This is a genomic window from Aeromonas sp. 600886 (assembly GCF_049174935.1).
Lineage (GTDB): Bacteria > Pseudomonadota > Gammaproteobacteria > Enterobacterales > Aeromonadaceae > Aeromonas > Aeromonas veronii_A.
Genome location: NZ_JAAKUB010000027.1, coordinates 12,750 through 35,664, shown reverse-complemented (window position 1 = coordinate 35,664; position 22,915 = coordinate 12,750). Strand labels below are relative to the sequence as shown.

The 22,915-nt window shown below is 57.3% G+C and carries 24 protein-coding genes; 5 read left to right on the top strand and 19 right to left on the bottom strand.

Annotation, left to right across the window (positions count from 1 at the left end; genetic code table 11):
* Positions 1 to 7 precede the first annotated feature (7 nt).
* The 4 genes from rbsC to G5179_RS17820 form a co-directional block, all read right to left on the bottom strand.
* Positions 8 to 976 carry a ribose ABC transporter permease gene (gene rbsC / locus G5179_RS17835; RefSeq protein ID WP_416032934.1) on the bottom strand — a complete coding sequence of 323 codons (969 nt, stop codon included), beginning with the start codon at positions 974 to 976 and terminating at the stop codon, positions 8 to 10.
* Complete coding sequence (gene rbsA / locus G5179_RS17830; protein ID WP_075114653.1) at positions 973 to 2,502, bottom strand: ribose ABC transporter ATP-binding protein RbsA; 1,530 nt, start codon at positions 2,500 to 2,502, stop codon at positions 973 to 975. Before rbsA ends, rbsC begins: the two co-directional genes overlap by 4 nt.
* Positions 2,503 to 2,537: 35 nt before the next feature.
* Positions 2,538 to 2,957 (bottom strand): D-ribose pyranase, encoded by a 420-nt coding sequence (rbsD, locus tag G5179_RS17825; RefSeq protein ID WP_021230086.1) that lies wholly within the window; start codon positions 2,955 to 2,957, stop codon positions 2,538 to 2,540.
* A gap of 233 nt (positions 2,958 to 3,190) precedes the next feature.
* Positions 3,191 to 3,808 (bottom strand): glutathione S-transferase family protein, encoded by a 618-nt coding sequence (locus G5179_RS17820; RefSeq protein ID WP_421258835.1) that lies wholly within the window; start codon positions 3,806 to 3,808, stop codon positions 3,191 to 3,193.
* A 655-nt stretch (positions 3,809 to 4,463) separates the two neighbouring features.
* Between G5179_RS17820 and G5179_RS17815 the strand changes: the two genes are divergently transcribed.
* A complete protein-coding gene (locus tag G5179_RS17815; RefSeq protein ID WP_216953561.1) occupies positions 4,464 to 5,255 on the top strand; it encodes a hypothetical protein in 792 nt (263 codons plus the stop codon).
* Positions 5,256 to 5,651: 396 nt separating this feature from the next.
* On the opposite strand, the gene G5179_RS17810 is transcribed toward G5179_RS17815, so the two are convergent.
* The 4 genes from G5179_RS17810 to potA form a co-directional block, all read right to left on the bottom strand.
* Positions 5,652 to 6,719 (bottom strand): extracellular solute-binding protein, encoded by a 1,068-nt coding sequence (locus G5179_RS17810; RefSeq protein WP_421258834.1) that lies wholly within the window; start codon positions 6,717 to 6,719, stop codon positions 5,652 to 5,654.
* Positions 6,720 to 6,799: 80 nt separating this feature from the next.
* Positions 6,800 to 7,570 (bottom strand): spermidine/putrescine ABC transporter permease PotC, encoded by a 771-nt coding sequence (gene potC, locus G5179_RS17805; protein ID WP_005336644.1) that lies wholly within the window; start codon positions 7,568 to 7,570, stop codon positions 6,800 to 6,802.
* Positions 7,567 to 8,454, bottom strand: coding sequence for a spermidine/putrescine ABC transporter permease PotB (gene potB / locus G5179_RS17800; protein WP_421258833.1), 888 nt, complete (start codon positions 8,452 to 8,454; stop codon positions 7,567 to 7,569). The genes potC and potB overlap by 4 nt, the downstream gene beginning before the upstream one ends.
* A complete protein-coding gene (potA, locus tag G5179_RS17795; protein WP_005351940.1) occupies positions 8,441 to 9,544 on the bottom strand; it encodes a spermidine/putrescine ABC transporter ATP-binding protein PotA in 1,104 nt (367 codons plus the stop codon). Before potA ends, potB begins: the two co-directional genes overlap by 14 nt.
* 201 nt (positions 9,545 to 9,745) lie before the next feature.
* Between potA and G5179_RS17790 the strand changes: the two genes are divergently transcribed.
* Positions 9,746 to 10,483 (top strand): hypothetical protein, encoded by a 738-nt coding sequence (locus tag G5179_RS17790; protein WP_005351939.1) that lies wholly within the window; start codon positions 9,746 to 9,748, stop codon positions 10,481 to 10,483.
* 16 nt (positions 10,484 to 10,499) lie between these two features.
* Entirely contained in the window at positions 10,500 to 11,186 is a 687-nt protein-coding gene (locus tag G5179_RS17785; RefSeq protein ID WP_421258832.1) for a DUF2987 domain-containing protein, read from the top strand.
* A 103-nt stretch (positions 11,187 to 11,289) separates the two neighbouring features.
* On the opposite strand, the gene ttcA is transcribed toward G5179_RS17785, so the two are convergent.
* The 11 genes from ttcA to ccoN all read right to left on the bottom strand — a co-directional run bounded on the left by ttcA (position 11,290) and on the right by ccoN (position 21,533).
* Positions 11,290 to 12,198: a tRNA 2-thiocytidine(32) synthetase TtcA gene (gene ttcA / locus G5179_RS17780; RefSeq protein WP_421258831.1), complete on the bottom strand. Its 909-nt coding sequence runs from the start codon at positions 12,196 to 12,198 to the stop codon at positions 11,290 to 11,292.
* A gap of 74 nt (positions 12,199 to 12,272) precedes the next feature.
* Entirely contained in the window at positions 12,273 to 13,220 is a 948-nt protein-coding gene (gene uspE / locus G5179_RS17775) for a universal stress protein UspE (RefSeq protein ID WP_139462500.1), read from the bottom strand.
* 151 nt (positions 13,221 to 13,371) lie between these two features.
* Entirely contained in the window at positions 13,372 to 14,127 is a 756-nt protein-coding gene (locus tag G5179_RS17770) for an FNR family transcription factor (protein ID WP_005336632.1), read from the bottom strand.
* A 68-nt stretch (positions 14,128 to 14,195) separates the two neighbouring features.
* Positions 14,196 to 14,882, bottom strand: coding sequence for a sulfite exporter TauE/SafE family protein (locus G5179_RS17765; protein WP_279502064.1), 687 nt, complete (start codon positions 14,880 to 14,882; stop codon positions 14,196 to 14,198).
* Complete coding sequence (gene ccoS / locus G5179_RS17760) at positions 14,866 to 15,054, bottom strand: cbb3-type cytochrome oxidase assembly protein CcoS (RefSeq protein WP_005360558.1); 189 nt, start codon at positions 15,052 to 15,054, stop codon at positions 14,866 to 14,868. The genes G5179_RS17765 and ccoS overlap by 17 nt, the downstream gene beginning before the upstream one ends.
* A 138-nt stretch (positions 15,055 to 15,192) precedes the next feature.
* Positions 15,193 to 17,577 carry a heavy metal translocating P-type ATPase gene (locus G5179_RS17755; RefSeq protein ID WP_421258830.1) on the bottom strand — a complete coding sequence of 795 codons (2,385 nt, stop codon included), beginning with the start codon at positions 17,575 to 17,577 and terminating at the stop codon, positions 15,193 to 15,195.
* An 86-nt stretch (positions 17,578 to 17,663) separates the two neighbouring features.
* Positions 17,664 to 18,164 carry a FixH family protein gene (locus tag G5179_RS17750; protein WP_227342891.1) on the bottom strand — a complete coding sequence of 167 codons (501 nt, stop codon included), beginning with the start codon at positions 18,162 to 18,164 and terminating at the stop codon, positions 17,664 to 17,666.
* Between the two features lie 140 nt (positions 18,165 to 18,304).
* Positions 18,305 to 19,288, bottom strand: a complete 984-nt coding sequence (ccoP, locus tag G5179_RS17745; protein WP_019446377.1) for a cytochrome-c oxidase, cbb3-type subunit III — start codon at positions 19,286 to 19,288, stop codon at positions 18,305 to 18,307.
* On the bottom strand, positions 19,288 to 19,467 hold the full coding sequence (locus tag G5179_RS17740) for a CcoQ/FixQ family Cbb3-type cytochrome c oxidase assembly chaperone (protein WP_005336620.1): 180 nt from the start codon (positions 19,465 to 19,467) through the stop codon (positions 19,288 to 19,290). The genes ccoP and G5179_RS17740 overlap by 1 nt, the downstream gene beginning before the upstream one ends.
* A 10-nt stretch (positions 19,468 to 19,477) precedes the next feature.
* A complete protein-coding gene (gene ccoO / locus G5179_RS17735; protein WP_021230095.1) occupies positions 19,478 to 20,092 on the bottom strand; it encodes a cytochrome-c oxidase, cbb3-type subunit II in 615 nt (204 codons plus the stop codon).
* 16 nt (positions 20,093 to 20,108) lie between these two features.
* Positions 20,109 to 21,533: a cytochrome-c oxidase, cbb3-type subunit I gene (gene ccoN, locus G5179_RS17730; RefSeq protein WP_005360548.1), complete on the bottom strand. Its 1,425-nt coding sequence runs from the start codon at positions 21,531 to 21,533 to the stop codon at positions 20,109 to 20,111.
* 281 nt (positions 21,534 to 21,814) lie between these two features.
* Between ccoN and G5179_RS17725 the strand changes: the two genes are divergently transcribed.
* Positions 21,815 to 22,276: a hypothetical protein gene (locus G5179_RS17725; RefSeq protein ID WP_421258829.1), complete on the top strand. Its 462-nt coding sequence runs from the start codon at positions 21,815 to 21,817 to the stop codon at positions 22,274 to 22,276.
* Between the two features lie 93 nt (positions 22,277 to 22,369).
* Entirely contained in the window at positions 22,370 to 22,828 is a 459-nt protein-coding gene (locus G5179_RS17720) for a GAF domain-containing protein (RefSeq protein WP_005336610.1), read from the top strand.
* The last annotated feature ends 87 nt before the right edge of the window (positions 22,829 to 22,915 follow it).

Sequence of the window (22,915 nt, the reverse complement as noted above, 5' to 3'; positions counted from 1 at the left end):
TGTCTTATCAACGATTGCTTTTGTTATCGATCATCACGGCAAGCAAGATCACGCTGGCCTTGGCGATCATCTGGTAATAGGAGGATACGTCGAGCAGGTTGAGGGCGTTATTCAGGAAGCCGATGATCAAGGCACCTATCAGGGTACCCATGATGCGGCCCTTACCGCCCATCAGGCTGGTACCACCCAGCACCACAGCGGCGATGGCATCCAGCTCGTAACCCATGCCCGCCGTCGGCTGGGCAGAGGAGAGACGAGAGGTAACGATAAGCCCTGCCAGTGCCGAGAGCGCGCCGCACAGACCATACACCGCCAGCTTCACCCGATCCACATTGATACCGGAGAGGCGGGTAGCCGATTCGTTGCCACCCAGCGCGTAGATGTAGCGACCGAGACGGGTATGGTTGAGCATGAACCAGGCGAGCAGGAAGACGATAGCCATCAGCCAGATGGGCACCGGCAGACCGAACAGGTAACCGGTACCGAGCCAGGCGAAATGATCGGCGCCGTCACTGAAACCAGTGGAGATGGGGCGACCCTCGGTATAGACCATGGTGATACCGCGCAGGGCGGTCATGGTGACCAGGGTGGCGATAAATGCCTGCACCTTGCCCTTGGCAATGATGAGACCGCTGACGCCACCCAGCAGGGCACCGGCACTCAGAGTGAGGGGCACCACCAGCCAGATGGGCAACTCCATGGCGACCATGGTGGCGGCCAGCGCGCCGCACAGGGCGAGCACAGAGCCGACCGACAGATCGATACCGGCGGTAAGGATAACCAGCGTCATGCCGACCGCCATGATGGCGTTGACCGAGGTTTGGCGCAGGATGTTGAGCAGGTTGTCGGCGGTGAAGAAGTTGGGGCTCAGAAAGGAGACCACACCAATCAGGACCAGCAGCGCGACCAGGGATTTGTTCTCGATCCACCACGCCTTGCTCATGACGCCACGGCGGGAAAGGGTTTGGGTTGTCATTGGGATGCCTCTTGCTCTGCTTGCCACTGTTTACCGACTGCCGCCGCCATCAGCTTCTCCTGATTGGCATCGCGGGTGTTGAACTCTGCGCTGATGCGCCCTTCGTGCATCACCATGATGCGATCACTCATGCCGAGCACTTCCGGCATCTCGGAGGAGACCAGAATGATGCTCATCCCCTCCTTCTTGAACTGGTTGATCAGCTGATAAATTTCCTTTTTCGCCCCCACGTCGACGCCGCGGGTCGGCTCGTCGAGGATCAGCACTTTTGGCCTTGTCAGCAGCCCCTTGGCGATAGCCACCTTCTGCTGGTTGCCGCCGGAGAGCAGTTTTATCAGCTGATCCTGACTCGGGGTCTTGATGTTGAACAGGCGCACATAGTCGCTCACCGCCTGCCGCTCGGCCTTGCCGTCAATCTTGCCGTTGCTGATGAACTCGTCGAGGGCGCACAGACTCATGTTTTCGCGCACCGACAGTTCCAGCACCAGCCCATCGCCCTTGCGATCCTCGGAGATATAGGCGATGCCGGCGGCCAGACCATCAGCCGGGCTTTTGGGCACCAGAGCATGACCGTCAACTTGCACTTCACCGGCGCTGATGGGGCTGGCGCCGTAGATCAGCTTCATCAGCTCGGTACGGCCGGAGCCCATCAGGCCGCTAAAGCCCAGAATTTCTCCCTGACGCAGGGAGAAGCTCACCCCGCGCACGCCGGGACCGGCCAGATCTTTCACCTGCAGGCTGACGGGGCCAAGCTCGCGCTCAAGACGCGGATACTGCTCTTCCAGCCGGCGACCCACCATCATCTCGATGATCTTATCTTCATCCAGATCGCTCACCGCCTTCTCGCCAATCCACTTGCCATCGCGCAGCACGGTGACCCGATCGCAGATCTCGAAGATCTCCTTGAGGCGGTGGGAGATATAGACGATGCCGCAACCTTGCTCACGCAGCTCGCGGATAACCTTGAACAGTTGCTCGGTCTCGGTATCAGTCAACGCATCGGTCGGCTCGTCCATGATGATGACGCTGGCATCGAACGACAGCGCCTTGGCAATTTCCACCATCTGCTGTTCGCCGATGGAGAGATCCCCGAGTCGGGTATCCGGCCCGTGTTTGACGCCAAGTCGTGCCAGCAGGCCGCTTGCCCGCTCGCGCAGTTGTTTGTGGTCGATGCTGCCAAAACGGGTACGGGGTTCGCGCCCGAGGAAGATGTTGGCGGCAATCGACAGCTCCGGCAGCAGGTTCAGCTCCTGGTGGATGATGCTGATCCCCTGATCCTGAGAGTCGCGGGGGCCCTTGAAGTGGACCGACTGACCGCGGTAGCTAACGCTGCCCGCGTCGGCCTGATAGATGCCGGTTAGCACCTTCATCAGGGTGGATTTTCCGGCGCCATTTTCACCGAGCAGGGCCATCACCTGGCCCGGATAGACCCGCAGACCCGCTTCGTCGAGGGCGCGTACACCGGGGAAGGTCTTGACGATCCCGGTCAGCTCCAGAATGGGTGAGAGGGGGGAGGTTGTGCTCATTTGCAGCTTCCTTGAAGAGGCCTTCTTTGAAGGATTCAGAACGCCACACCGGCGCAGAGGATCAGGTTGGCGTAGGGAGTCACCTCGCCGCTGCGCACGATCGCCTTGCTCTGACGGGAGCGGGTTTTGAACTCCTCATGCAGGCAGTATTCGATGGCGATGGGCTTGCCCTGGGCGGCTGCGTGCGCTTCAAGCTGATCGACCAGCGCCTGATGGGCGGCGGGGCTGATCTGCTTGATCTCGCTTGCCATGATCACCTTCTCCACCACCAGATCGGTGAGCAGGGCGGTCAGTACGGTTGCAAGGCTGGGCGTCCCCGCCATCAGCGCCAGATCGATCCGCTCCGGACCTGCCGGAATGGGCAAGCCTGCATCGCAGACGGTGATCTCGTCGGTGTGGCCCATCTGTGCCACCAGAGCACTCAGGGGAGCATTGAGCAGTACGCCTCGTTTCATACAGCACCTCATCAGGCCTTGGCCCGTCAATCTGTGAACCGCTAGGCAACCGGTTACGCAACCGGTTGCGTCATGGCGCAAAGATAGGCTTTTTACCGGGGAAGGGCCACGGCAAAACCACGGAAATGTGAAAACGATCTCAAAGGCGGGAGAAGAAGTGCAGGGGAGGCGGCAGGAAGGGTGTCAGCAGAGCCCTGACACCCTTGTTATTTATCGAGCTATTGATTTTATGGTTAGTTGGCCAGTGCTTTGGCGACCGCCGGACGGCTCAGCATGCGCTGATAATGACCGGCAACCTTGGGGAATTCACTGATCTCGACCCCATCGCTTTTCAGCCAGCCCGCGACCACGAACAGATAGATGTCCGCCACGCTGAACTGCTCGCCCAGCACCCAGGGGCCTGCCAGATAGTGCTGCTCAATCTGGGCAAAGCCATCGCGCATATTGCTGGCGACTTTCTGTTGCATGGCGGCAATGGCCTGCTCGTCATCGGCCCAGCGGCTGCCACGGCGACCGTGGGCGTGGGAGACATGCACGGTGGAGGCGAGGAAGCTGTTGACCTCCTGCATGCGGGCCAGCAGGAACGGGTTGTCCAGCGGCGCCAGCTTGGCTGTGGGGAAGCGCTGCGCCACATAGAGCAGCAGGGCCGGGGTCTCGGTCAGGGTGCCCTGCTCGGTGACAAGGGCAGGCACCCGCCCTTTGGGGTTGATGGCAAGATACGCAGGATCACGCTGCTCACCGGCGGCGAGGTTGACGAGACGGGGTTGGAACGGGGCATTTGCTTCCAGCAGGGCAATCTGCACGGCCATGGCACAGGTGCCGGGAGCGAAATAGAGGGTCAGATCGGACATGAATACTCCTGATTGGCTCAGGCCACCCGCGATATCGGCGAAAAACGTGTTTTCCGTGATACCTCGAGGGGTCATGAAAAAAGAGAGGGGGCAACGTTTGCCCCCTCAACCAATCTACACCCCTTAGAGGTGATGAAAAAGCGCAGAATTAATCGGTTTGTTTGCCCATTTCATAAATTCCTCGGCTAAGGGCGCAAATCAGATGGTGTTGAACTTGATGGGATAGTTGATACCTGAGGATGGGCGGTTGGTACTGAAAGGACTGGGGCACAATAGCGTCCTTGGTTGTTCTCCCGTTCTTGCACGATATGATCGTCATCAGATATTCTAATTTTTGGGTCGTTACAATGAATCCTATCTAACAAGACTGATCTTCATTTAGATCATCAAACAGAAAACGGCCTTTTTAGATAACTTTTTGATGACTGCAATCGTTTGTGTTTGATACCATGTTCTTCTACAAACTTTCCACGGCTTTCATGGTGGCTGTAATGTTTTATCATGCTTTAATCCGGTTATAAAACAGCATGTAGGTAGTTGGAAATATATATGCAGTAGCCATGTTGTTTACTAAGAGAAGGGGAGTGAAACTCAGCGAAATTGAGAGTCTTAAGGAAAGGTAGGAAGTAGGTTAAGGAAAATAAAGAGGTGATCAATGGATGATGAAAAGGGAAACTCAAGCAATATCAAAAATAAAACCAAACTGATATCGGGTTTTGTAGCTTTGGCCGTGATAGGCGGAGGGTGGTACTGGTGGCTTAAAGAGCCCTATATTGAGCCAGAGATTAATCCCACCCCAACAGAATTGTTTACTATTCAGGGCGAGTTTCCTTTTGATAAGGGCTATCAATTAGCTGTTCATAGTACTTTCATTGCATCTAATAAAACTGACTCTACTTGCAGCAAAACTTTTTATGCGTTCGGTGTTATACCTGCAAATACTAGACTCAGGGGATGGCAAATAGATAACCCCATTAAGAAATATCAATCAAACAGATTCAGTGTAAAAGTGTCAAAAGACTATTTATTGCCTGACCGATGTAATTGGGTGTTAGATTCTGTTGGCTATTTTATAGTGAAGGCAGGTTCCGAGTTGGAGGCTAATTTGAAAGCTAACCCTTCAGATCAACATAATCGTCAAGGGTATTTTTTATCTTCAGCATACAGCAATTGGAGTGAGTTAAAACTGGGGAGTGTAAATATTTCATGCCGACCAGATGTTGGTCTTAACAAATTAAAAGGTGGTGTTGTTTGTAAGCGACTGAATCAAAGAGAAGTAAACACATATAGACGTAACTATAAAGTTCATAATAAACCGCTACCATCGATAGTTAATTTTAAATTCGTTATGGAGGACAAAATGTCAAGCACTGAACAAAATACTGTTTTAGAGAGTGCATATGGCGATCCACTAAATAATAATTTGTCCTATGAAAAGGGGGTATAAAGACTGTTAGTTAGATTAGCGAATCGTAATCGGACGTTAGCTGTTTCGATAAAATTGCACAGTTATTCCCCATAAACACATCCGTTTTGCCTATATCTCCACAGTGGGGTCGCTATGAGTTCCTCCCTTCTAAATGGAGAAATACATCGCCCCCCCCCTCATATTTCCCTACAAATTTGCTCTGAAGCCGGCTGCAGTGGAGCACTTACAAAAATTGTGGTCTGTCTGGCTTAAAGATGACTATCTATATATTTTGCTGTTAATCGATGCGCGCCTGTGCCTCTCAGTGTCTATGACTGTTGTGCTTAAAAATTGCGCTGGTGGTTAAAAAGAGAAGGGGGCAAATATTGCCCCCTTTATCCATTAAGCCCGTCAGAGGGTCGATTAACAGCCGACTTAACCGGCCTTGGCCACCATGGCTTTCAGCTGCAGGAAGTACTGCTCGTAGAGGCGGGAGGTGTCCCCTACATCGGACTGGAACTCGCCCTTGCGCTTGATCTCGTCGCTCGGGAAGACCATGGGGTTGTTGCGAAACGCCGGGGTGAGCAGGGGAATGGCATCCTTGACCGGGGTGGGGTAGCCGATCGCCTCGGCCACCTTGGCGGCCACATCGGGGCGCATCAGAAAGTTGATCAGGGCGTGGGCTTCCTTCACATGTTTGGCCTTGGCCGGGATAGCGAGGTTGTCCATCCAGAGCACGGCGCCTTCTTCGGGGTAGGTCATCTGGATGGAGGGGTATTCGCGCTGGGCGCCGTAGGCCGAGCCGTTCCACAGCATGCCGATATTGACCTCACCGGCAATAAAGGGATCGGCCGGGTTGTCGGAGTTGAACGCCTTGACGTTGGGCATCAGCTTTTTCAGGTATTCGAACGCTTCGGCGATCTGTGCCTTGTCCTGGGTGTTGGGGCTGTAGCCCAGCTGCACCAGCGCGATATGGAACACCTCGCGGGCATCGTCCATCAGCAGCAGGCTCTCTTTCCACTCCGGTGCCCAGAGCTGCTTCCAGCTGGTCACCGGCTGCTCGATGATGTCGGTGTTGGTGCCGATGCCGGTTGCGCCCCAGATATAGGGGATGGAGTAGCGGTTGTCCGGGTCGTACTCGTGGTTGAGCAGGGTAGGGTCGAGGTGCTTGAAGTTGGGCAGCTGGGCGCGCTCCAGCGGCTGCAGCATTCCCTCTTTGGCCATTTTCGAGATGAAATAGGTGCTGGGCACCACCACGTCATAGCCGTCGCCATGGGTTTTCAGCTTGGCGTAGAGGGTCTCGTTGGATTCGTAGGTGGAGTAGATCACCTTGATGCCGGTTTCTTGCTGGAACTGCTCCAGCAGGCCGTCCGGCACATATTCCGACCAGTTGTAGAAGTAGACCACCTTGTCGTTGGCCGCGTGAGCGCTCTGGCTAAGCAGCGGGGTGGTGAGGGTGAGGGCGGCTGCCAGCAGGGCGCCGGCCTTGTGTTGGATTGTCATCAACAACTCCTTGGGGTTATGGGGCCTTGCGGCCCACCGTGACAGAGTTCGCCAAAGATGGCGGGGCGAAACGGGCAGGGTCACCCCTGCCGTTTGCGCAGTAACAGTTGCGCCAGCAGCACCATCCCGAGGGAGGCGACCAGCATCAGGGTGGCCAGGGCGTTGACCTCGGGAGAGACCCCCACCTTGACCATGGAGTAGATCTTGAGCGGCAGGATCTCGTAGGCTGGGCCGGTAACAAAGGAGCTCACCACCACGTCGTCCAGCGACAGGGTAAAGGAGAGCAGCCAGCCCGCCATCACAGCCGGCAGCGCCAGTGGCAGTATGATGCGGCGCAGGATGATCCACTCGCCAGCCCCCAGATCCCGCGCTGCTTCCAGCATCCGCACATCAAAACCGCACAGCCGCGAGTAGACGGTGATCACCACGAACGGCAGGCAGAAGGTGATGTGGGCGATCAGCAGCGACCAGAAGCCCAGCGCAATACCGGTCACCACAAACAGGGTCAGGAGCGAAATGGCCATCACGATATCGGGGGACATCATCACCACGAACAGCATGCCGCTCACGTACTGCTTGCCGCGAAAGCGGTAGCGAAACAGCGCCACGGCGGTGAGGGTGCCGATCAGGGTGGCGGCGGTGGCGGTGAGGGCGGCGATAGTAAGTGAGTGCTGGGCCGCCTGCATCAGGCTGGCGCTGGCAAACAGCTTCTCATACCAGCCCAGGGTAAAGCCGCGCCAGTCGATACCATATTTCGACAGGTTGAAGGAGTTGGCGATCAGCACCCCGATGGGTACATAGAGATAGCCAAACACCAGCAGCAAGAACAGAGCCTTCAGTGCGCGCATCATGCCAGCTCCCCCTTCTTGCTCAATAGCTTGCCTGCCCGCCAGTAGCAGTAGACCAACAGCGCCATCAGCACAGTCAGCATCACGCTGATGGCCGCGCCAAAGGGCCAGTCACGGCTGTTGAGGAACTGGGTCTTGATCAGGTTACCGATCAGCAGGTGCTTGGCGCCCCCCAGCAGATCGGAGACATAGAACATCCCCATGGCGGGCAGGAACACCAGTAGACAACCGGCGATGATGCCGGGCAGGGTGAGGGGCAAGATGATCCGCACCAGCCGCTGCCAGCCGTTGGCGCCGAGATCCCGCGCCGCCTCCAGCAAACGGCCATCCAGCTTCTCGATGCTGGAGTAGAGCGGCAGCACCATAAAGGGGAGCAGTACATAGACCAGCCCGATGATGACGGCCACCTCGGTATACATCATCTGCAGCGGTCGCTCGATAAGCCCCAGATCCAGCAGCCAGCCGTTGATCAGTCCCCGGGTGCCGAGCAGCACTTTCAGCGCATAGGTGCGGATCAGGGAGTTGGTCCAGAACGGCACCACCACCAGAAACAGCAGCAGCGGGCGGATACGCGCTGGCAGATGAGCCAGCAGCCAGGCAAAGGGGTAGCCCACCAGCAGGCAGATGGCGGTGGCGAGCAGCGCCAGCCAGAGGGAGTGGAGCAGCACCTCGAAATAGAGGGGGTCCAGCAGGCGGCCATAGTTGCTCACGGTAAAGAGCGGCGCGATAAGCTCGGACTCGTCACGGGTCAGGAAGCTGACGCCGATGATCATCAGGTTGGGCAGAAAGACAAACAGCGTCAGCCAGCCCAGGATCAGCGCAATGGCCGTGTTGCGAAAGCCGTTGTGGGCAAAGCTGTGCGCTACCCGCAGATTAGTGAGGCTCATAGGGCAGCACCACCTCCCAGCTGTCGACCCAGTGGATCGCCACCTCCTGACCCAGACGGTAGTCAAAGTCGGGGTCATCCTCGTCGAAGAACTCGGAGATAAGCAGCTGTTTGCCACTTTCGAGCTCGATCACCGAATCCAGCGTCGCCCCCTTGTAGTTGCGCTCGCGGATATTGCCCCGCAGCGCACCGCTCTGATCGTCATCCTGATCGAGAATGCGCAGATCTTCCGGGCGCAGCAGCACCAGCACCTTGTCGTCTGGCTGGAACGGCAAGGTGGTATGGAGCAGGCATTCGCGCCCCTCTACCTCGGCCTGCCAGATACCGGGCTCGCGCTGGCTGATCAGCTTGCCATCCATCACGTTGATCTCGCCGATAAAGCGGGCCACGAACAGGTTGGCTGGCGATTCGTAGATATCGCGCGGGGTGCCGCGCTGGATGATCTTGCCGCCCTCCATCACCAGGATGCGATCAGACATGGTGAGCGCCTCTTCCTGATCATGGGTAACGAAGACAAAGGTGATACCAAGGCGACGCTGCAGCGCCTTGAGCTCGCTCTGCATCTGCTTGCGCAGCTTGTAGTCGAGCGCCGAGAGGGATTCGTCGAGCAGCAGCAGGCGGGGCTTGTTGACCACGGCGCGGGCGATGGCGACCCGTTGCTGCTGACCGCCGGAGAGCTGATCCGGGCGGCGATTGGCCAGCTCGGTGAGCTGTACCATGGCGAGAGTCTCCTCGACCCGCTGGCGGATCTCGCTGGCCGGTACTTTCTGCATCTCGAGGCCAAAGGCGACGTTTTCAAACACCGTCATATGAGGGAAGAGCGCATAGCTCTGGAACACGGTGTTGATGTGCCTGTGTTCGGCGGGGATATGGGTGATCTCGTCACCGGCCAGATGGATGGTGCCGCCGTCGACCGATTCGAGCCCGGCCAGCAGGCGCAGCAGGGTGGTCTTGCCACAGCCGGAGGGGCCCAGCAGGGTAAGAAATTCACCGTCATAGATTTCAAGGTCAAGGTCACTCAGGATCACCTTGCCATCGTATTTTTTGCTGATCTTGTTCAGCGCGACAATTACCTGTGGATTGTTCATCATCCGCCAGTCTCACCCCAGCCAGTGGCCATCGTGTTGAAAGAGGGCCGCATTCTATGCAGCCGACACATGAAATTAAAGGCTTTTTGGCCCGAATTAGCCGCAAGTGTGCAGGAAAAACGGCTACGAATAGCAGACCAAATCGCTATAATGTGCCACCTGATTTGGTCGTTTTCGATATTGGATAGTCAATTGAGTAATAAAATGCGTATTGGCGGCTCCCTTGAGCAGTCTCTGAACCAGGGCTACCGCCTTGATCTGAAAGGGGTCATCCAGGAGGGATGGCAACAGACCCGCCGTACCGGATTTGGCCTGCTGCTGGCGATTGTCGGGGTGACGGCGATCTGGATCCTGCTCAGCAATGTGCTGCTGTTGCCCTATCTGGGGGATGACAGCCAGATGAATGTGGCCATGGTGCTGAGCCTGTTGATGACGGTGGTGATGGCCCCCATGACCAGCTCCCTCGATATGCTGGGGTTGCAGCAGTCGGTCGGGGTGCGCGCCCGTGCCAACCAGGTGTTCGACTTCTTCCGCCACTTTGTACGCCTCGGCATGTTGAGCCTGCTTGGCAGTCTGCTCACCAGCCTGTTTGGCCCGCTATTCGATCTGCTGGGATTGCCCGCCGTACTCTCATTCATTCCCTCGGCCCTGATCGGCATGGGGCTGCTCTTTACCGTACCTCTGGTGCTGGAGCGCGGCCTGACGCCGCCCCAGGCCATTCTGGTCTCTCTCAAGCTCTTTGCGCGCGGCTGGCCCAGCATTGTGTTGTTCCACGGCGTGATGACCGCGCTCTTCTTCCTGGCTCTGATCCCCATGGGGTTGGGGCTTATCTGGGTGGCACCGCTCTATTTCAACTGCAAGGGGATCCTCTATCGGGATCTCTGCGGGGTGGGGGTAGAGGTTAACGAGGTGACAGAAGGCCCTAACCATTTCAATGCATGATGCAAAAGGATGTTGAATGACCCGTCGATATGGAGTGACCAAGGCTGTGCGCCAGAGTCTGCTGGCCACGCTCTTGCTGCCTGGGCTGGCGCTGGCTGAGCCGGTGCTGGATCTGCAATACAGCACCTTCTACAGCCAGATGAAGACCTTTGCCAAAGGGGAGTTTGGTCACGCCAGACTGGGGTTTTATCTGACCGATCCGCAAAATGGTCAGCGCTGCGGCCTCACCTTTGCCCGGGTTGCAACCAACAGCAAGGAGGTCGCGGGCGAGGTAACGGTCGATAGCGAACTGCGCCTGCCTTTTGATGAGGATCTCAACCTCGACAAGGGGATCGTGACCGTTGGCCTTAAAGAAGAGCACGCCACTTGCGATATGACGGTACAGGTGATGGCTGATGCGCCGAAAGGGCCCGAGCTGCCGCTGGCCGAGCTGGCGGCCCGTCAGCAGCAGATGCAGTCGCTGCTCGACAAGATGGCGGGCATGGTCGGCAAGCACTTCCTGCCGAAGATGGAAGGGGTACGCATTACCCTGGTGCAGCAGAGCGGCACTGCTTATCTGATTGATGGCGCCCGTCAGGAGGCGCTGCCCTGGCAGGAAGGCCACCTGTTGCTGAGCAATGAGCAACTGGCCGCGTTCGCTGCCGGGCAACTGCGCCTGCAGGGTGACGTGCTGCGACTGACCCCCTGGCTGCACAAAGGCTGATGCTGGTGGTGCTGTCACGTTGGTAACAGGCAGATCAAGAAAGCAAAAAAGGAGCGATCATCGCTCCTTTTTTATTGCGTGGCGTTTGCCCTGTGAGCGCGGCTTAGCGCACTTCAATCACATCCAGCATGTCCATCTCGTCGATGTCCAGCAGCGGCGTCTTTGGCATCTCGGGCGGATCAAACGCCTTGTCGCCGCCATCGATGATGCCGGAGTCGCGGTTGATGCTCTTGAAGTCAAACAGCTTGTGGTCGAGCAGGTGGCTCGGGATCACGTCCTGAATGGCGGTGAACATGGTCTCGATACGACCGGGGAAGCGGCGATCCCAATCCTGCATCATCTGCTTGATGGCCTGACGCTGCAGGTTCTCCTGCGAGCCGCACAGGTTGCACGGAATGATGGGGAAGGCTTTGACGTCGGCGTAGCGGATCAGATCCTTCTCTTTGCAGTAGGCCAGCGGGCGGATCACCACGTTCTTGCCATCGTCGCTCACCAGCTTGGGCGGCATGGACTTGAGCTTGCCACCGTAGAACATGTTGAGGAACAGGGTCTCGAGGATGTCGTCGCGGTGGTGGCCAAGGGCAATCTTGGTGCAACCCAGTTCCTGGGCGGTGCGGTAGAGAATACCGCGGCGCAGCCGTGAGCAGAGGGAGCAGGTGGTTTTGCCTTCCGGTACCTTCTCTTTGACGATGGAGTAGGTATCTTCCTCGACGATCTTGTACTCGATGCCGAGGGAATCCAGATACTCGGGCAGCACATGCTCGGGAAAACCGGGCTGCTTCTGATCCAGGTTGACGGCAACCAGATCGAAATGGATGGGGGCGCTGGCTTTGAGGCTCATCAGTATGTCGAGCATACCGAAGCTGTCCTTGCCGCCGGAGAGGCAGACCATGACCTTGTCGCCCTCTTCAATCATGTTGAAGTCGGCAATGGCCTGACCTACGTTGCGCCGCAGGCGCTTTTGCAGTTTGTTGAAACTGTATTTTTCTTTGGCGTTCAGCTCTTCTAGCATGCTCGTAAAACCCGGGACACAAATAAGCGCGTTATTATAGCCATGTCCCGGGGGAGGGCAAGGTGCCAGGCACCTTATGATCGATTGCGACGACTGTCGACCGGGCAGCTGTAGTCTGCCGGTTTGAGGATCAGGATGTCGCAGGAGAGGCGGTCAATCACATGTTCGGCAGTATTGCCGAGCAGAGCAGCAGAAAGCCCGGTACGGCCAACGCAGCCCATGATCATCAGGGTCGCCTTGAGCTCTTCGGCCATATCCGGCAGCACCTCTTCCGGTAGCCCTTCAGCCACCCGGGTCCAGAGATGACCGATCCCGAACTTGTCGGCATGGCTGAGCAGCAGGCTTTCATGGTGTTTGCGGATCGCTTCGTTGTAGGCGTTGGGGTCAAACTCCGGCAGCTCAATGGCCACGTTGACCGGGGTGCCCGGGTAGGTGTTGACCAGATAGAGGTTGGAGCCCAGCAGCTCGGCGATGTCGCTTCCCTCCTGGGTGATCCGTTCGTTGAGCAGTTTCTGATCCGGATCGTCACTTGAGCAGTTGATGGCGGCGATGATGTTGCCGCCCCGTTGCCAGTGACCCTCTTTGACCAGCAGCACCGGACAGGGGCATTTGCGCAGCAGGTGCCAGTCGGTGGGGGTAAAGATGAAGGTTTGCAGGAAGCTGTGATGGTGAGTGGCTTTGACCACCAGATCGTGGCGCTGCTCCAGCACCTCCTGGATCACGCACTCGAAGGGACGATTGTGCCAGACCACTTTCACTTCGCACTCGATCCCCTGTGCCCGATAGGGGGTCAGGATCTCGTCCAGCCACTCACGTCGCTGTGAAATGACGCCGTCGCGCATCTCTTGCCGCTCGTCCACCGAGAGCATGGCGGTCATTTCATACGAGAAGTCATAGATGGTGAGCAGCAGGGTCAGATGGGCGTTTTCGTCCAGCTCGGCGACTTTGACTGCCCGTTCGAGGGCGATTTGGCGCTCCTCTTCTGGATTGATAACCACCAGAATATTCTGATATTTGACCATCTTCTCCTCCTTGGAAAAGTCCAATGACAGCAGAATCTTAGCCATTACAGCTTAGCGCAGGAGGAGGGTATGGGGAACGTACCGGATCACATTCCAGAGGAAAGGATCCGGCAGGGAAAGCAGGAAAAAAGTGAGAGGGTAAGCGGAAAAATCAGCCGCAGGGCGGGCGAGTTGCACCGGCCATCATGCCCAGCGCGACCTGATCCAGTACGGTAATGTATTTGCCTTTAACGCTGATGAGACCGGACTTCTGGAAACGGCCGAGCAGACGACTGATGGTCTCAACGGTCAGCCCCAGATAGTTGCCAATGTCACCACGGGTCATGGATAGACGGAACTCCTTGGCGGAGAAGCCGCGTTCGGAGAAGCGTACCGACAGATTGTGCAGGAAGGCGGCGAGGCGCTCTTCGGCATTCTTCTTGGAGAGCAGCAGGATCATCTCCTGATCGCCCATGATTTCGTTGCTCATCAGACGCATGATCTGCTGGCGCAGCTTGGGCATCTTGCCGGAGAGATCATCCAGCACTTCAAAGGGGATCTCGCACACCATGGCGGTTTCCAGCGCCTGGGCGAAGGAGGGGTGTGCTTGTTTGTGGATGGCATCAAAACCGACCAGATCGCCAGCGAGGTGGAACGCGGTGATCTGCTCATCCCCTTGCTCGGTGATGGTGTAAGACTTGATGGTCCCGGAACGGATGGCATAGAGCGATTTGAACTCATCGCCAGCCTTGAACAGCTCTTCACCCTTCTGGATCGGCTTCTTGCGCTCGATGATGCTGTCCAGCTGATCAAGCTCGTTGTCGTTCAGAGTGAAGGGAATACAGAGCTGACTGATGCTGCAATCCTGGCAATGAATTGCACAGCCACCGCTCTGGATACGTCTGCCAGGTTTCTTTTCCGGGATCATAGGCTCATACGAATAATTGATTTATATCAAACAAGTTTACCATCAACTCATCCGTTTTGGATAGGGTTTCAAAAGGAAGCAATGCCAATCCAGAAGGTATGCACCCCGAACAAAATGAGCAGCAGGGCACCGCCAAGGCGCAAACTGCGCAGGGTGAGCCAGTATCTCAGGCGATCGGCGAGCCCGCCCAACGCAAACAGGGTGGGCAGGGTGCCGAGGCCAAAAAATAGCATGATGAGCGCCCCGCCACTGGCCGAACCCGCCGCTGCGCTCCAGGTCAGCATGGAGTAGACCAGCCCGCAGGGGAGCCAACCCCACACCATGCCAAAGGGCAGTGCCTGCACAGGTGAGGTGAAGGGGATAAATTTGCCTGCCAGCGGTTTGATACGTGGCCAAAATCTGGCGCCGAGCCGCTCCAGCAGCAAGATCCCTTGCCACCAGCCCGCCAGATAGAGACCAAGCGCAATCATCAATAGCGCTGCCACGAGACGCAAGCCGGCAATAGCGTGTTTGCCAGCGCCCAGCTCACTGGTGGTGGCGAGCAGGCCGCCCACCAGTGCACCTGCAATGACATAGCTCAGGATCCGGCCGAGGTTGTAGTTGAGCAGATAGGCGAGCCGCCCCCAGAAGTGTTGTTTGTTGGCGGGGATTGCCATGGAGAGCGCGGCGGAGACGCCACCACACATGCCGATGCAGTGGGCGGAGCCTGCCAGTCCGACCAGCAGGGCGCCGGCCAGATCAAGGTTGTGGGTCATGGTCAGCAGGCTTTGCGGGTTTGTGGGTGGGTTGCTCTTCGTCAAACAGGATGTTGGAACCCTGCCGGTCGAGATCTTCAAACTGCTCGGAGCGAATGGCCCAGAAGAAGACGACCCCGGCGATGATCACAAACAGGATGGCGATGGGGATCAGGACAAAAATTATATTCATGAGAGGTACCTTGGCGTTCTTCCTTGGCAAGCGTCCCCTATGGTAACCCTGTTCGGGCAGGGGGCCAGCCGCTATCAATTAGAAATGTGGCCTGCATCGAAGGCAGGCCACATTTTCAGCTATTTTCCGCCACCAGCCTCATCGGTTGAGGCGCATGGAGTTGGTTACCACGATGAGTGAGCTGAGCGACATGCCCGCCGCCGCCAGATAGGGGGGCAGCCAGCCGCAGGCCGCCAGCGGCAACACCAGCAGGTTGTAACCGATGGACCAGGCGAAGTTCTCGATGATGATCTTGCGGGTACGCATTGCTAGCACTCTGGCTTCGAGCAGTCGGCTCAAGTCATCGGCCAGCAAGATGGCATCGGCGCTGTTTTTCGCCAGATCGGTGCCACCGGCCATGGCGAACGAGGCGTGAGCCCCGGCCAGTACCGGGGCATCGTTGATGCCATCGCCCACCATGATGCTGATATCCCCTTGGGCTTCCCGGGCCTTGAGATAGGCCAGCTTGCCATCGGGCGAGACCCCCTTGACCAGCTCATTTACTCCCAGCTCGCGGGCAATCTCGTCTGCCTGCAGAGAGCTGTCGCCAGTCAGCACAGTAGTTTGCAGACCGGCCGCCTTGAATGCTGCGATCAGCGCCTTGGCATCAGAGCGCAGGGTATCTTCCAGATTGAAGCGGGCCAAGACCTGCTGCTCGTCGGCCAGATAGATAGCCAGACCGCGGCCGCGTTCTTGCGCCGGATCCAGCCCAAGCCAGCGGGCACTGCCGATGCGGTAACGTACGCCATCCACCAGCGCTGTGATGCCGTGACCGATGACAGGGGTGATCTCGCGGGCGGATGGCAGCACACTGATACTGTCGGCAGGTAGCCGGAAGGCGCGAGCTATGGGGTGCTCGGATTGCGCCTCCATGGCCCGGGCGATGGCGAGGCAGTGCGTCTCGTCCATCTCTGCCAAGGTGGTGGTGCCGGTCAGACTGATCTCACCGGTGGTCAGGGTGCCAGTCTTGTCCATCACGATCCGGTTTGCCTTGGTCAGCACGTCCAGCACATGACCACGGCGCAGCAGAATGCCGTTGCGGGTCAGATTGGCGGTGGCCGAGGTTAGCGCCGTCGGAGTGGCCAGCGACAGGGCACAGGGGCAAGTGGCAACCAGCACGGCGAGGGTGACCCAGAACGCCTGATCCGGTTGATGGAAGTGCCAGAAAGTCCAAACCGCGGCGGCAATGATCAGCAGCACCAGAATAAAGTGGCGCGACAGCTGATCCGCCATCTGGGCGATGGCCGGTTTATCATCGAGGGCGTGATCCTGCAGCCGCATGATCTGGGCGATCCGCGACTCTTCGATACGGTGGCTGACCCGGATCTGCAGCGGGGCATCCGTGTTGATGGTGCCGGCATAGACCTGATCACCGCGCTGTTTGAGCAGGGGCAGCTGTTCACCGGTCAGCATGGATTCGTTGAGGCTGGCTTGCCCTTCGACAATGATGCCATCCGCCGGCAAGGTGGCGCCAGCCAGCACACGTACCCGATCGCCGACCTGCAAGGTCTTGGCCGCTACCTCATGTTCCCCTTCCTCATCGATGCGGGTCGCCATGATGGGCACCAGTCGCGCCAGGTTGGAGCTCGACTCCGACGCCTTGCGCCGGGCCCGCAACTCGAGAAAGCGCCCCAGCAGCAGGAAGAAGACGAACATGGTGATGGAGTCGTAATAGACCTCACCGGTATTGAACACGGTGGCCCACATGGAGGCGATAAAAGCCCCGATCAGCGCCAGCGACACCGACACATCCATCGACAGGTGACCCTGCTTCAGGCTGCGCCAGGCCCCCACGTAAAAGGGCTGGGCCGAGTAGATCATGATGGGGGTGGAGAGCAGCAGGCTTATCCACTTGAAGTAGACCATGAACTCATCTTCAACGCTGATGAAGAGATCCATGTAGAGAGCCACGGCGCACATCATCACCTGCATTGAGCCCAGCCCCGCCAGAGCCAGCCGGAACATATAGCTGCGCACCTCTTTGGCGTAGAGCGCCTCCTGTTGATGGGTCTGGAACGGGTAGGCCCGATAGCCGATCTGGGCAAATCCCTTGAGGATGTCACTCAGGGAGAGTTGGTCCGGATCCCACTTGATGCGGGCCCGGTGGGTGGTGGTGTTGACGTTGATGTAGCGCAAGCCGCCAAGGGTCATCAGGTGGCGTTCGATAAGCCAGGCACAGGCGGCGCAGGTGAGCCCTTCAACTGTCAGCTGGATTTCGCGAAGGGTACCGCTGTCGGTGACAAACTCCTGTTGCACTTCTGCCAGATCGTAGTGGGTGAGGGCGGCCAGCTCTTCGGGCACCAGATCGCCCTTGGTGCCAGGAGCGGTGCGGTGATCGTAGTAACTGGCGAGGCCGCACTCCATGATGGTTTCTGCCACCGCCTGACAACCGGGGCAGCACATGGGGCGAACAATCCCCTTTATCTCGAGGGAATAGCCACTATTAGCGGGTACCGGCTCGCCACAGTGAAAGCAGGGGGTCATGCGTTATGCCCCCCTGAATGCAGAATGCAAGCTGCAGGGGCGCTGGCGAACACCGGCTCGCCACAGTGAGAACAGCCGGTCATGGCTTAGCGTCCTTTCGGGTCGAGTTCGACAGGGGCCAGGGTGGGCAACTGGACGGTCTCTTGCAATCGCCACTCGTGATCGAAAGCATCGACCCGAATGTGCCACTTGCCGACCAGCGGCTTGTCGAAATGGAGGCGATAGGTGCCGCTCGCATCGGCGGTGATCATGTGTTCGCTGTCCTGACCGGCCAAGGTCGGGTGGAACAATGAGAGATAGAGAGCTTGCCCGGCAGGAATGTCACCGCTGATGGGTTTGAGGGTCAGCTCGTTGCCGTCAACCTCCAGCACAAAGCGGATATTGAGTGCTTCGGAGCGGTCAAACTTGCTCAAGTCCTGATTGATCTCTTTCCCTTGTTTGTAATAGTCCTCGGCCACCAGATTGACCCCATCCTTGCTGGCGATGATGGCGGTGGCGATGCTGCCGACAACGGCGGCAGTGGGGAGGGCGATGATAAACCAGGGCCAGAATTGGCGATACCACGGTTTGGATAGAGGTTGGGTCATGATTGCTACTGCCATGAAACGAATGATTAACGTGGAAGATGGTTTTTACGCAACACAAGATAACAAAAAGCCTCGAGGAGTCGAGGCTTTTTGCTGTGTAATCACGTGTTTATCACATGTTACAACGTTACGGGAGAACCTTATTTGGCAGACTGTTGATGAGACAGGCTGTAAACGTAGGAGGCCAGCAGGTGAACCTTGTCCTCACCCAGAATGTCTTTCCAGGCTGGCATCACACCGTGACGACCGTGGGTGATGGTTTGTACCACCACTTCGCGGGAGCCACCGTAGAGCCAGGTGTTGTTGGTCAGATCTGGCGCACCGACGGCAACACCGCCCTTGGCATCGGCCCCGTGGCAGGCAGCGCAGATGGCAAAGCGTGCTTCACCTTTCTTCGCTTCCACCAGGTCGACCTTGCGACCGGAGAGGCTCAGCACATAGGAGGCCACTTCCTGAACGCCATCTTTGCCGAGGATTTCACCCCAGGCAGCCATGATCCCCTGACGACCGCCCATGATGGTGGTCTTGATTTGATCAGGCTGGCCGCCCCATTGCCATTCGCTGTCGGTCAGGTTCGGGAAACCGCGACCACCGCGGGCGTCAGAGCCGTGGCACTGGGAGCAGTTCTGCAGGAACAGACGCTGACCCACTTTCAGGGCTTCCGGATCCTTGGCGATCTCGGTGATGGCACGATAGGTTTTGCCATCCGCTTCGTAGGTGAGTTCACGGAACTTGGCGCCGTAGATCTCGTCAGCCTTGGCGACCTCACGGTCATACTCCACCGCGCGACCTTCAGCCTTGGCCGATTCGGTTGCAGCTTTGGACTCGGCCAGCGAGCGCACGTCCTGGTTGGAACTTTGCCAGCCCAGCAGGCCTTTGAAGTTGCCAAGCCCCGGGAAGGCGATCAAATAAACCAGACCGGTGACGATGAAGAAGAGGAACATGTAAGTCCACCACTTCGGCAGCGGGTTGTTGATCTCCTCGATGCCATCGAAGGAGTGACCCATCGATTTGCCTTCTTCAACACCCATCTTGTCCTTGCGGCACCACATCAGCAGCAAGAAGCAGCCGAGGATGGTTCCCAGACTGATGACAGTCACAAAAATGCTAAACAGAGTGCTCATTATTGTTTCGCTCCTGCGTTCTTTTTATCAGCACCGGGTTGCTCATCATCGGCAAAAACCAAATTGGCAGCCTCGTCGAAAGAGGTCTTGCGGCGTTTGCTGTAGGCCCAGACGATGATGCCAATCATGATGGCCATCAACAGCAAGGTATACAGACCGCGAAATGTGCCGTAGTCCATTTTCGCCTCCTTATTTCAGGGCATGACCCAGTGATTGCAGATAGGCCACCAGCGCATCCAGCTCGGTTTTGCCCTTGACGGCTTCGCCAGCACCCTGAATATCGGCGTCGGTATAGGGCACACCGAAGTGATCGCGGAACAGCGCCAGTTTTTTGCCGGTCATCTCGCCAGTCAGCACATTGGTATCAAGCCAGGGATAGGCGGGCATGTTGGATTCCGGTACCACATCGCGCGGGTTGATCAGGTGAACCTTGTGCCACTCGTCGGAGTACCGGCCACCGACACGGGCCAGATCCGGACCTGTACGCTTGGAACCCCACAGGAAGGGGTGTTCCCAGACGCTCTCACCGGCGACCGAGTAGTGACCGTAACGCTCGGTTTCGGCACGGAACGGACGGATCATCTGGCTGTGGCAGTTGGTGCAGCCTTCGCGAATGAAGATGTCGCGTCCTTCCATCTGCAGAGCGGTGTAGGGCTTGAGGCCCTCCACCGGCTCGGTGGTTTGCTTTTGGAAGAACAGCGGGGTGATTTCAACCAGGCCCCCCAGACTGATGGCGAAGATGATGCCGACCACCAGCATGGGAACGCTTTTTTCAAATATTTCGTGACGGTTATTGTTGCTCATGGGTTGACCTCTTCAATCATGCTGGCTGGGCGACAGGTTCCAGAGAACCTTTGGGCGCAGTGATGGTGCGATAGGCGTTGTAAGCCATCAGCAACATGCCGGTGACGAAGAAGCAGCCACCCAGGAAGCGCACGAAATAGAAGGGATAGGATGCCTGCAACGCTTCAACGAAGCTGTAGGTCAGGGTGCCGTCTTCGTTGACTGCACGCCACATCAGGCCCTGCATCACGCCGGAAATCCACATGGCAACGATGTAGAGCACGGTGCCCACGGTCGCCAGCCAGAAGTGAACGTTGATCAGCTTGACGCTGTACATCCGGCCCTGGCCGAACAGGTTCGGGATCAGATGGTAAACCGCACCGATGGAGACCATGGCAACCCAGCCCAGCGCACCGGAGTGCACGTGACCAACGGTCCAGTCTGTGTAGTGGGAGAGGGCGTTGACGGTTTTGATCGCCATCATCGGGCCTTCGAAGGTCGACATGCCGTAGAAAGAGAGAGAGACGATCAGGAAGCGCAGGATGGGGTCATAACGCAGTTTGTGCCAGGCACCGGAGAGGGTCATGATGCCGTTGATCATGCCGCCCCAGGAGGGGACAAACAGGATCAGGGACATCACCATGCCCAGTGACTGAGCCCAGTCTGGCAGTGCGGTGTAGTGCAGGTGGTGCGGACCGGCCCAGATATAGAGGGAGATCAGCGCCCAGAAGTGGACGATGGAGAGGCGATAGGAGTAAACCGGACGACCGGCCTGCTTGGGTACGAAGTAGTACATCATCCCCAGGAAGCCGGCGGTCAGCAGGAAGCCCACCGCGTTATGGCCATACCACCACTGCACCATGGCGTCCATGGCGCCGGAGTACATGGAGTAGGACTTCATGCCGGAGAGCGGTACTTCCATGTTGTTGACGATGTGCAGCACCGCAACGGTGATGATGAAGGCGCCGAAGAACCAGTTTGCCACATAGATGTGGGAGGTGGTGCGCTTCATCAGGGTGCCGAAGAAGACGATGGCATAGGCGACCCATACCACAGTGATGGCGATATCAATCGGCCACTCCAGCTCGGCATACTCTTTGGCGGAGGTGAAACCCAGCGGCAGAGAGATGGCGGCAGAGAGGATGATTGCTTGCCAGCCCCAGAAGACGAAGGTTGCCAGCGGGCCACCAAACAGTCTGGTTTGGCAGGTGCGCTGCACCACGTAGAAGGAGGTGGCCATCAGTGCACTGACGCCGAAGGCGAAGATCACTGCGTTGGTATGGAGGGGCCGCAGACGACTGTAAGTCAGCCACGGGGTCTCGAAGTTGAGGGCAGGCCAGATCAACTGGGCTGCGATCAGTACGCCAACCGACATGCCGACAATTCCCCAGACAATCGTCATGACGGTAAACTGGCGAACAACGGTGTAGTTGTACTCAGGATGGTTAGTTGTATGGCTCATCGTTATATTCCGCTTCCGATGCTGCTGTTGTTTGGTTTTGTATCCGGAGGACCGGACTGGCTTCATCAGCCACCGCCGACCAGTTGTTAACATCTGTTAACGAAAGGAAAAGCAAAAGATGGCTAAATGAAAACTGCATGGGAATGATACTGAAGTGACAGGTAAAATAACAGTATAAACAGTGATATATTTGGCTCCGTCCGGTCTCGATATGGCAGTTTTTTACCTTGTTCGAGATCACAAAAAACTATTTTAATTGCATCTTAATCGGGCTGTTTTTGATGAAAGAGAGACTTACCGCACGTAAAGTTTTGCACCTCGTACTGGTATTGGCGCTGTTATTGGCGCTGATGGCCTATCGCACCTGGTTTTCGGCCGATAACAGCGTCTCTGCTGACCAGAAAAAAGATCAGATTTGTGATCTTTCCCACACCCCTTGCAGCGCGCTGATTGGTGACAAGCCACTGACGGTCGGCATCAAGGAATTACCGCTGCGCGCCGAACATGACTTTGCCATCGCTATTACCGGCGGCGATCCGGCCATCAAGCCGGTGAAAACGACACTCGAAGGCAAAGATATGTTTATGGGCACCATTCCGGTGAGCTTTGAAGAAATAGACGGACAGTGGCAGGGGGTGACCCAGGTGGGGAGCTGTACATCACCCGTCATGATCTGGTTGTTAAATATCGAGTGGAGTAATGGTCAACGCCAGCAATTGGCGCTTTCCGTTGCCCGGGAATAACGGCGCAAGAGGTGGGGAGTGGAAAAAATATTTGAAATTTCCCGGCCAGGCGTTACCTTCCCCAAACCATCAGGGAGTGAAGTTCATTTAATCATGATTGAAAAACAACCGTTTTATCGCACCCTCAACCAGCAGGCCAAGGCGCTGCTGGAGGGGGAAACCGATCTGATTGCCAATCTGGCCAACCTCTCCGCACTGCTGAATCAGGAGCTGGAGGAGATCAACTGGGTCGGTTTTTATCTGTTGCAGGGCGAGACCCTGGTATTGGGGCCATTTCAGGGCAAACCGGCCTGCGTGCGGATCCCGGTCGGCCGCGGGGTGTGTGGTACGGCAGTGGCAGAGGGGAGAACCCAGCTCATTGACGATGTCCACCAGTTCGATGGTCACATCGCTTGTGATGGCGCGAGCAACTCGGAAATCGTGATCCCGGTGCGCCGTGGTGGCGAGATCATCGGGGTACTCGATATCGACAGTCCGATTTTTAACCGTTTCGACCAGCAAGACCGGATTGGCCTCGAAGAAACGGTGCAAATTTTGGAAAGCATGCTCTAAGTCATTGCTAGATGGTTCGCAAAAGGCCCCAAGCTCTCTATAATGGGGCCTTTGTTGTGCTCGGGACGTGCCCGTGCGTTTATATGA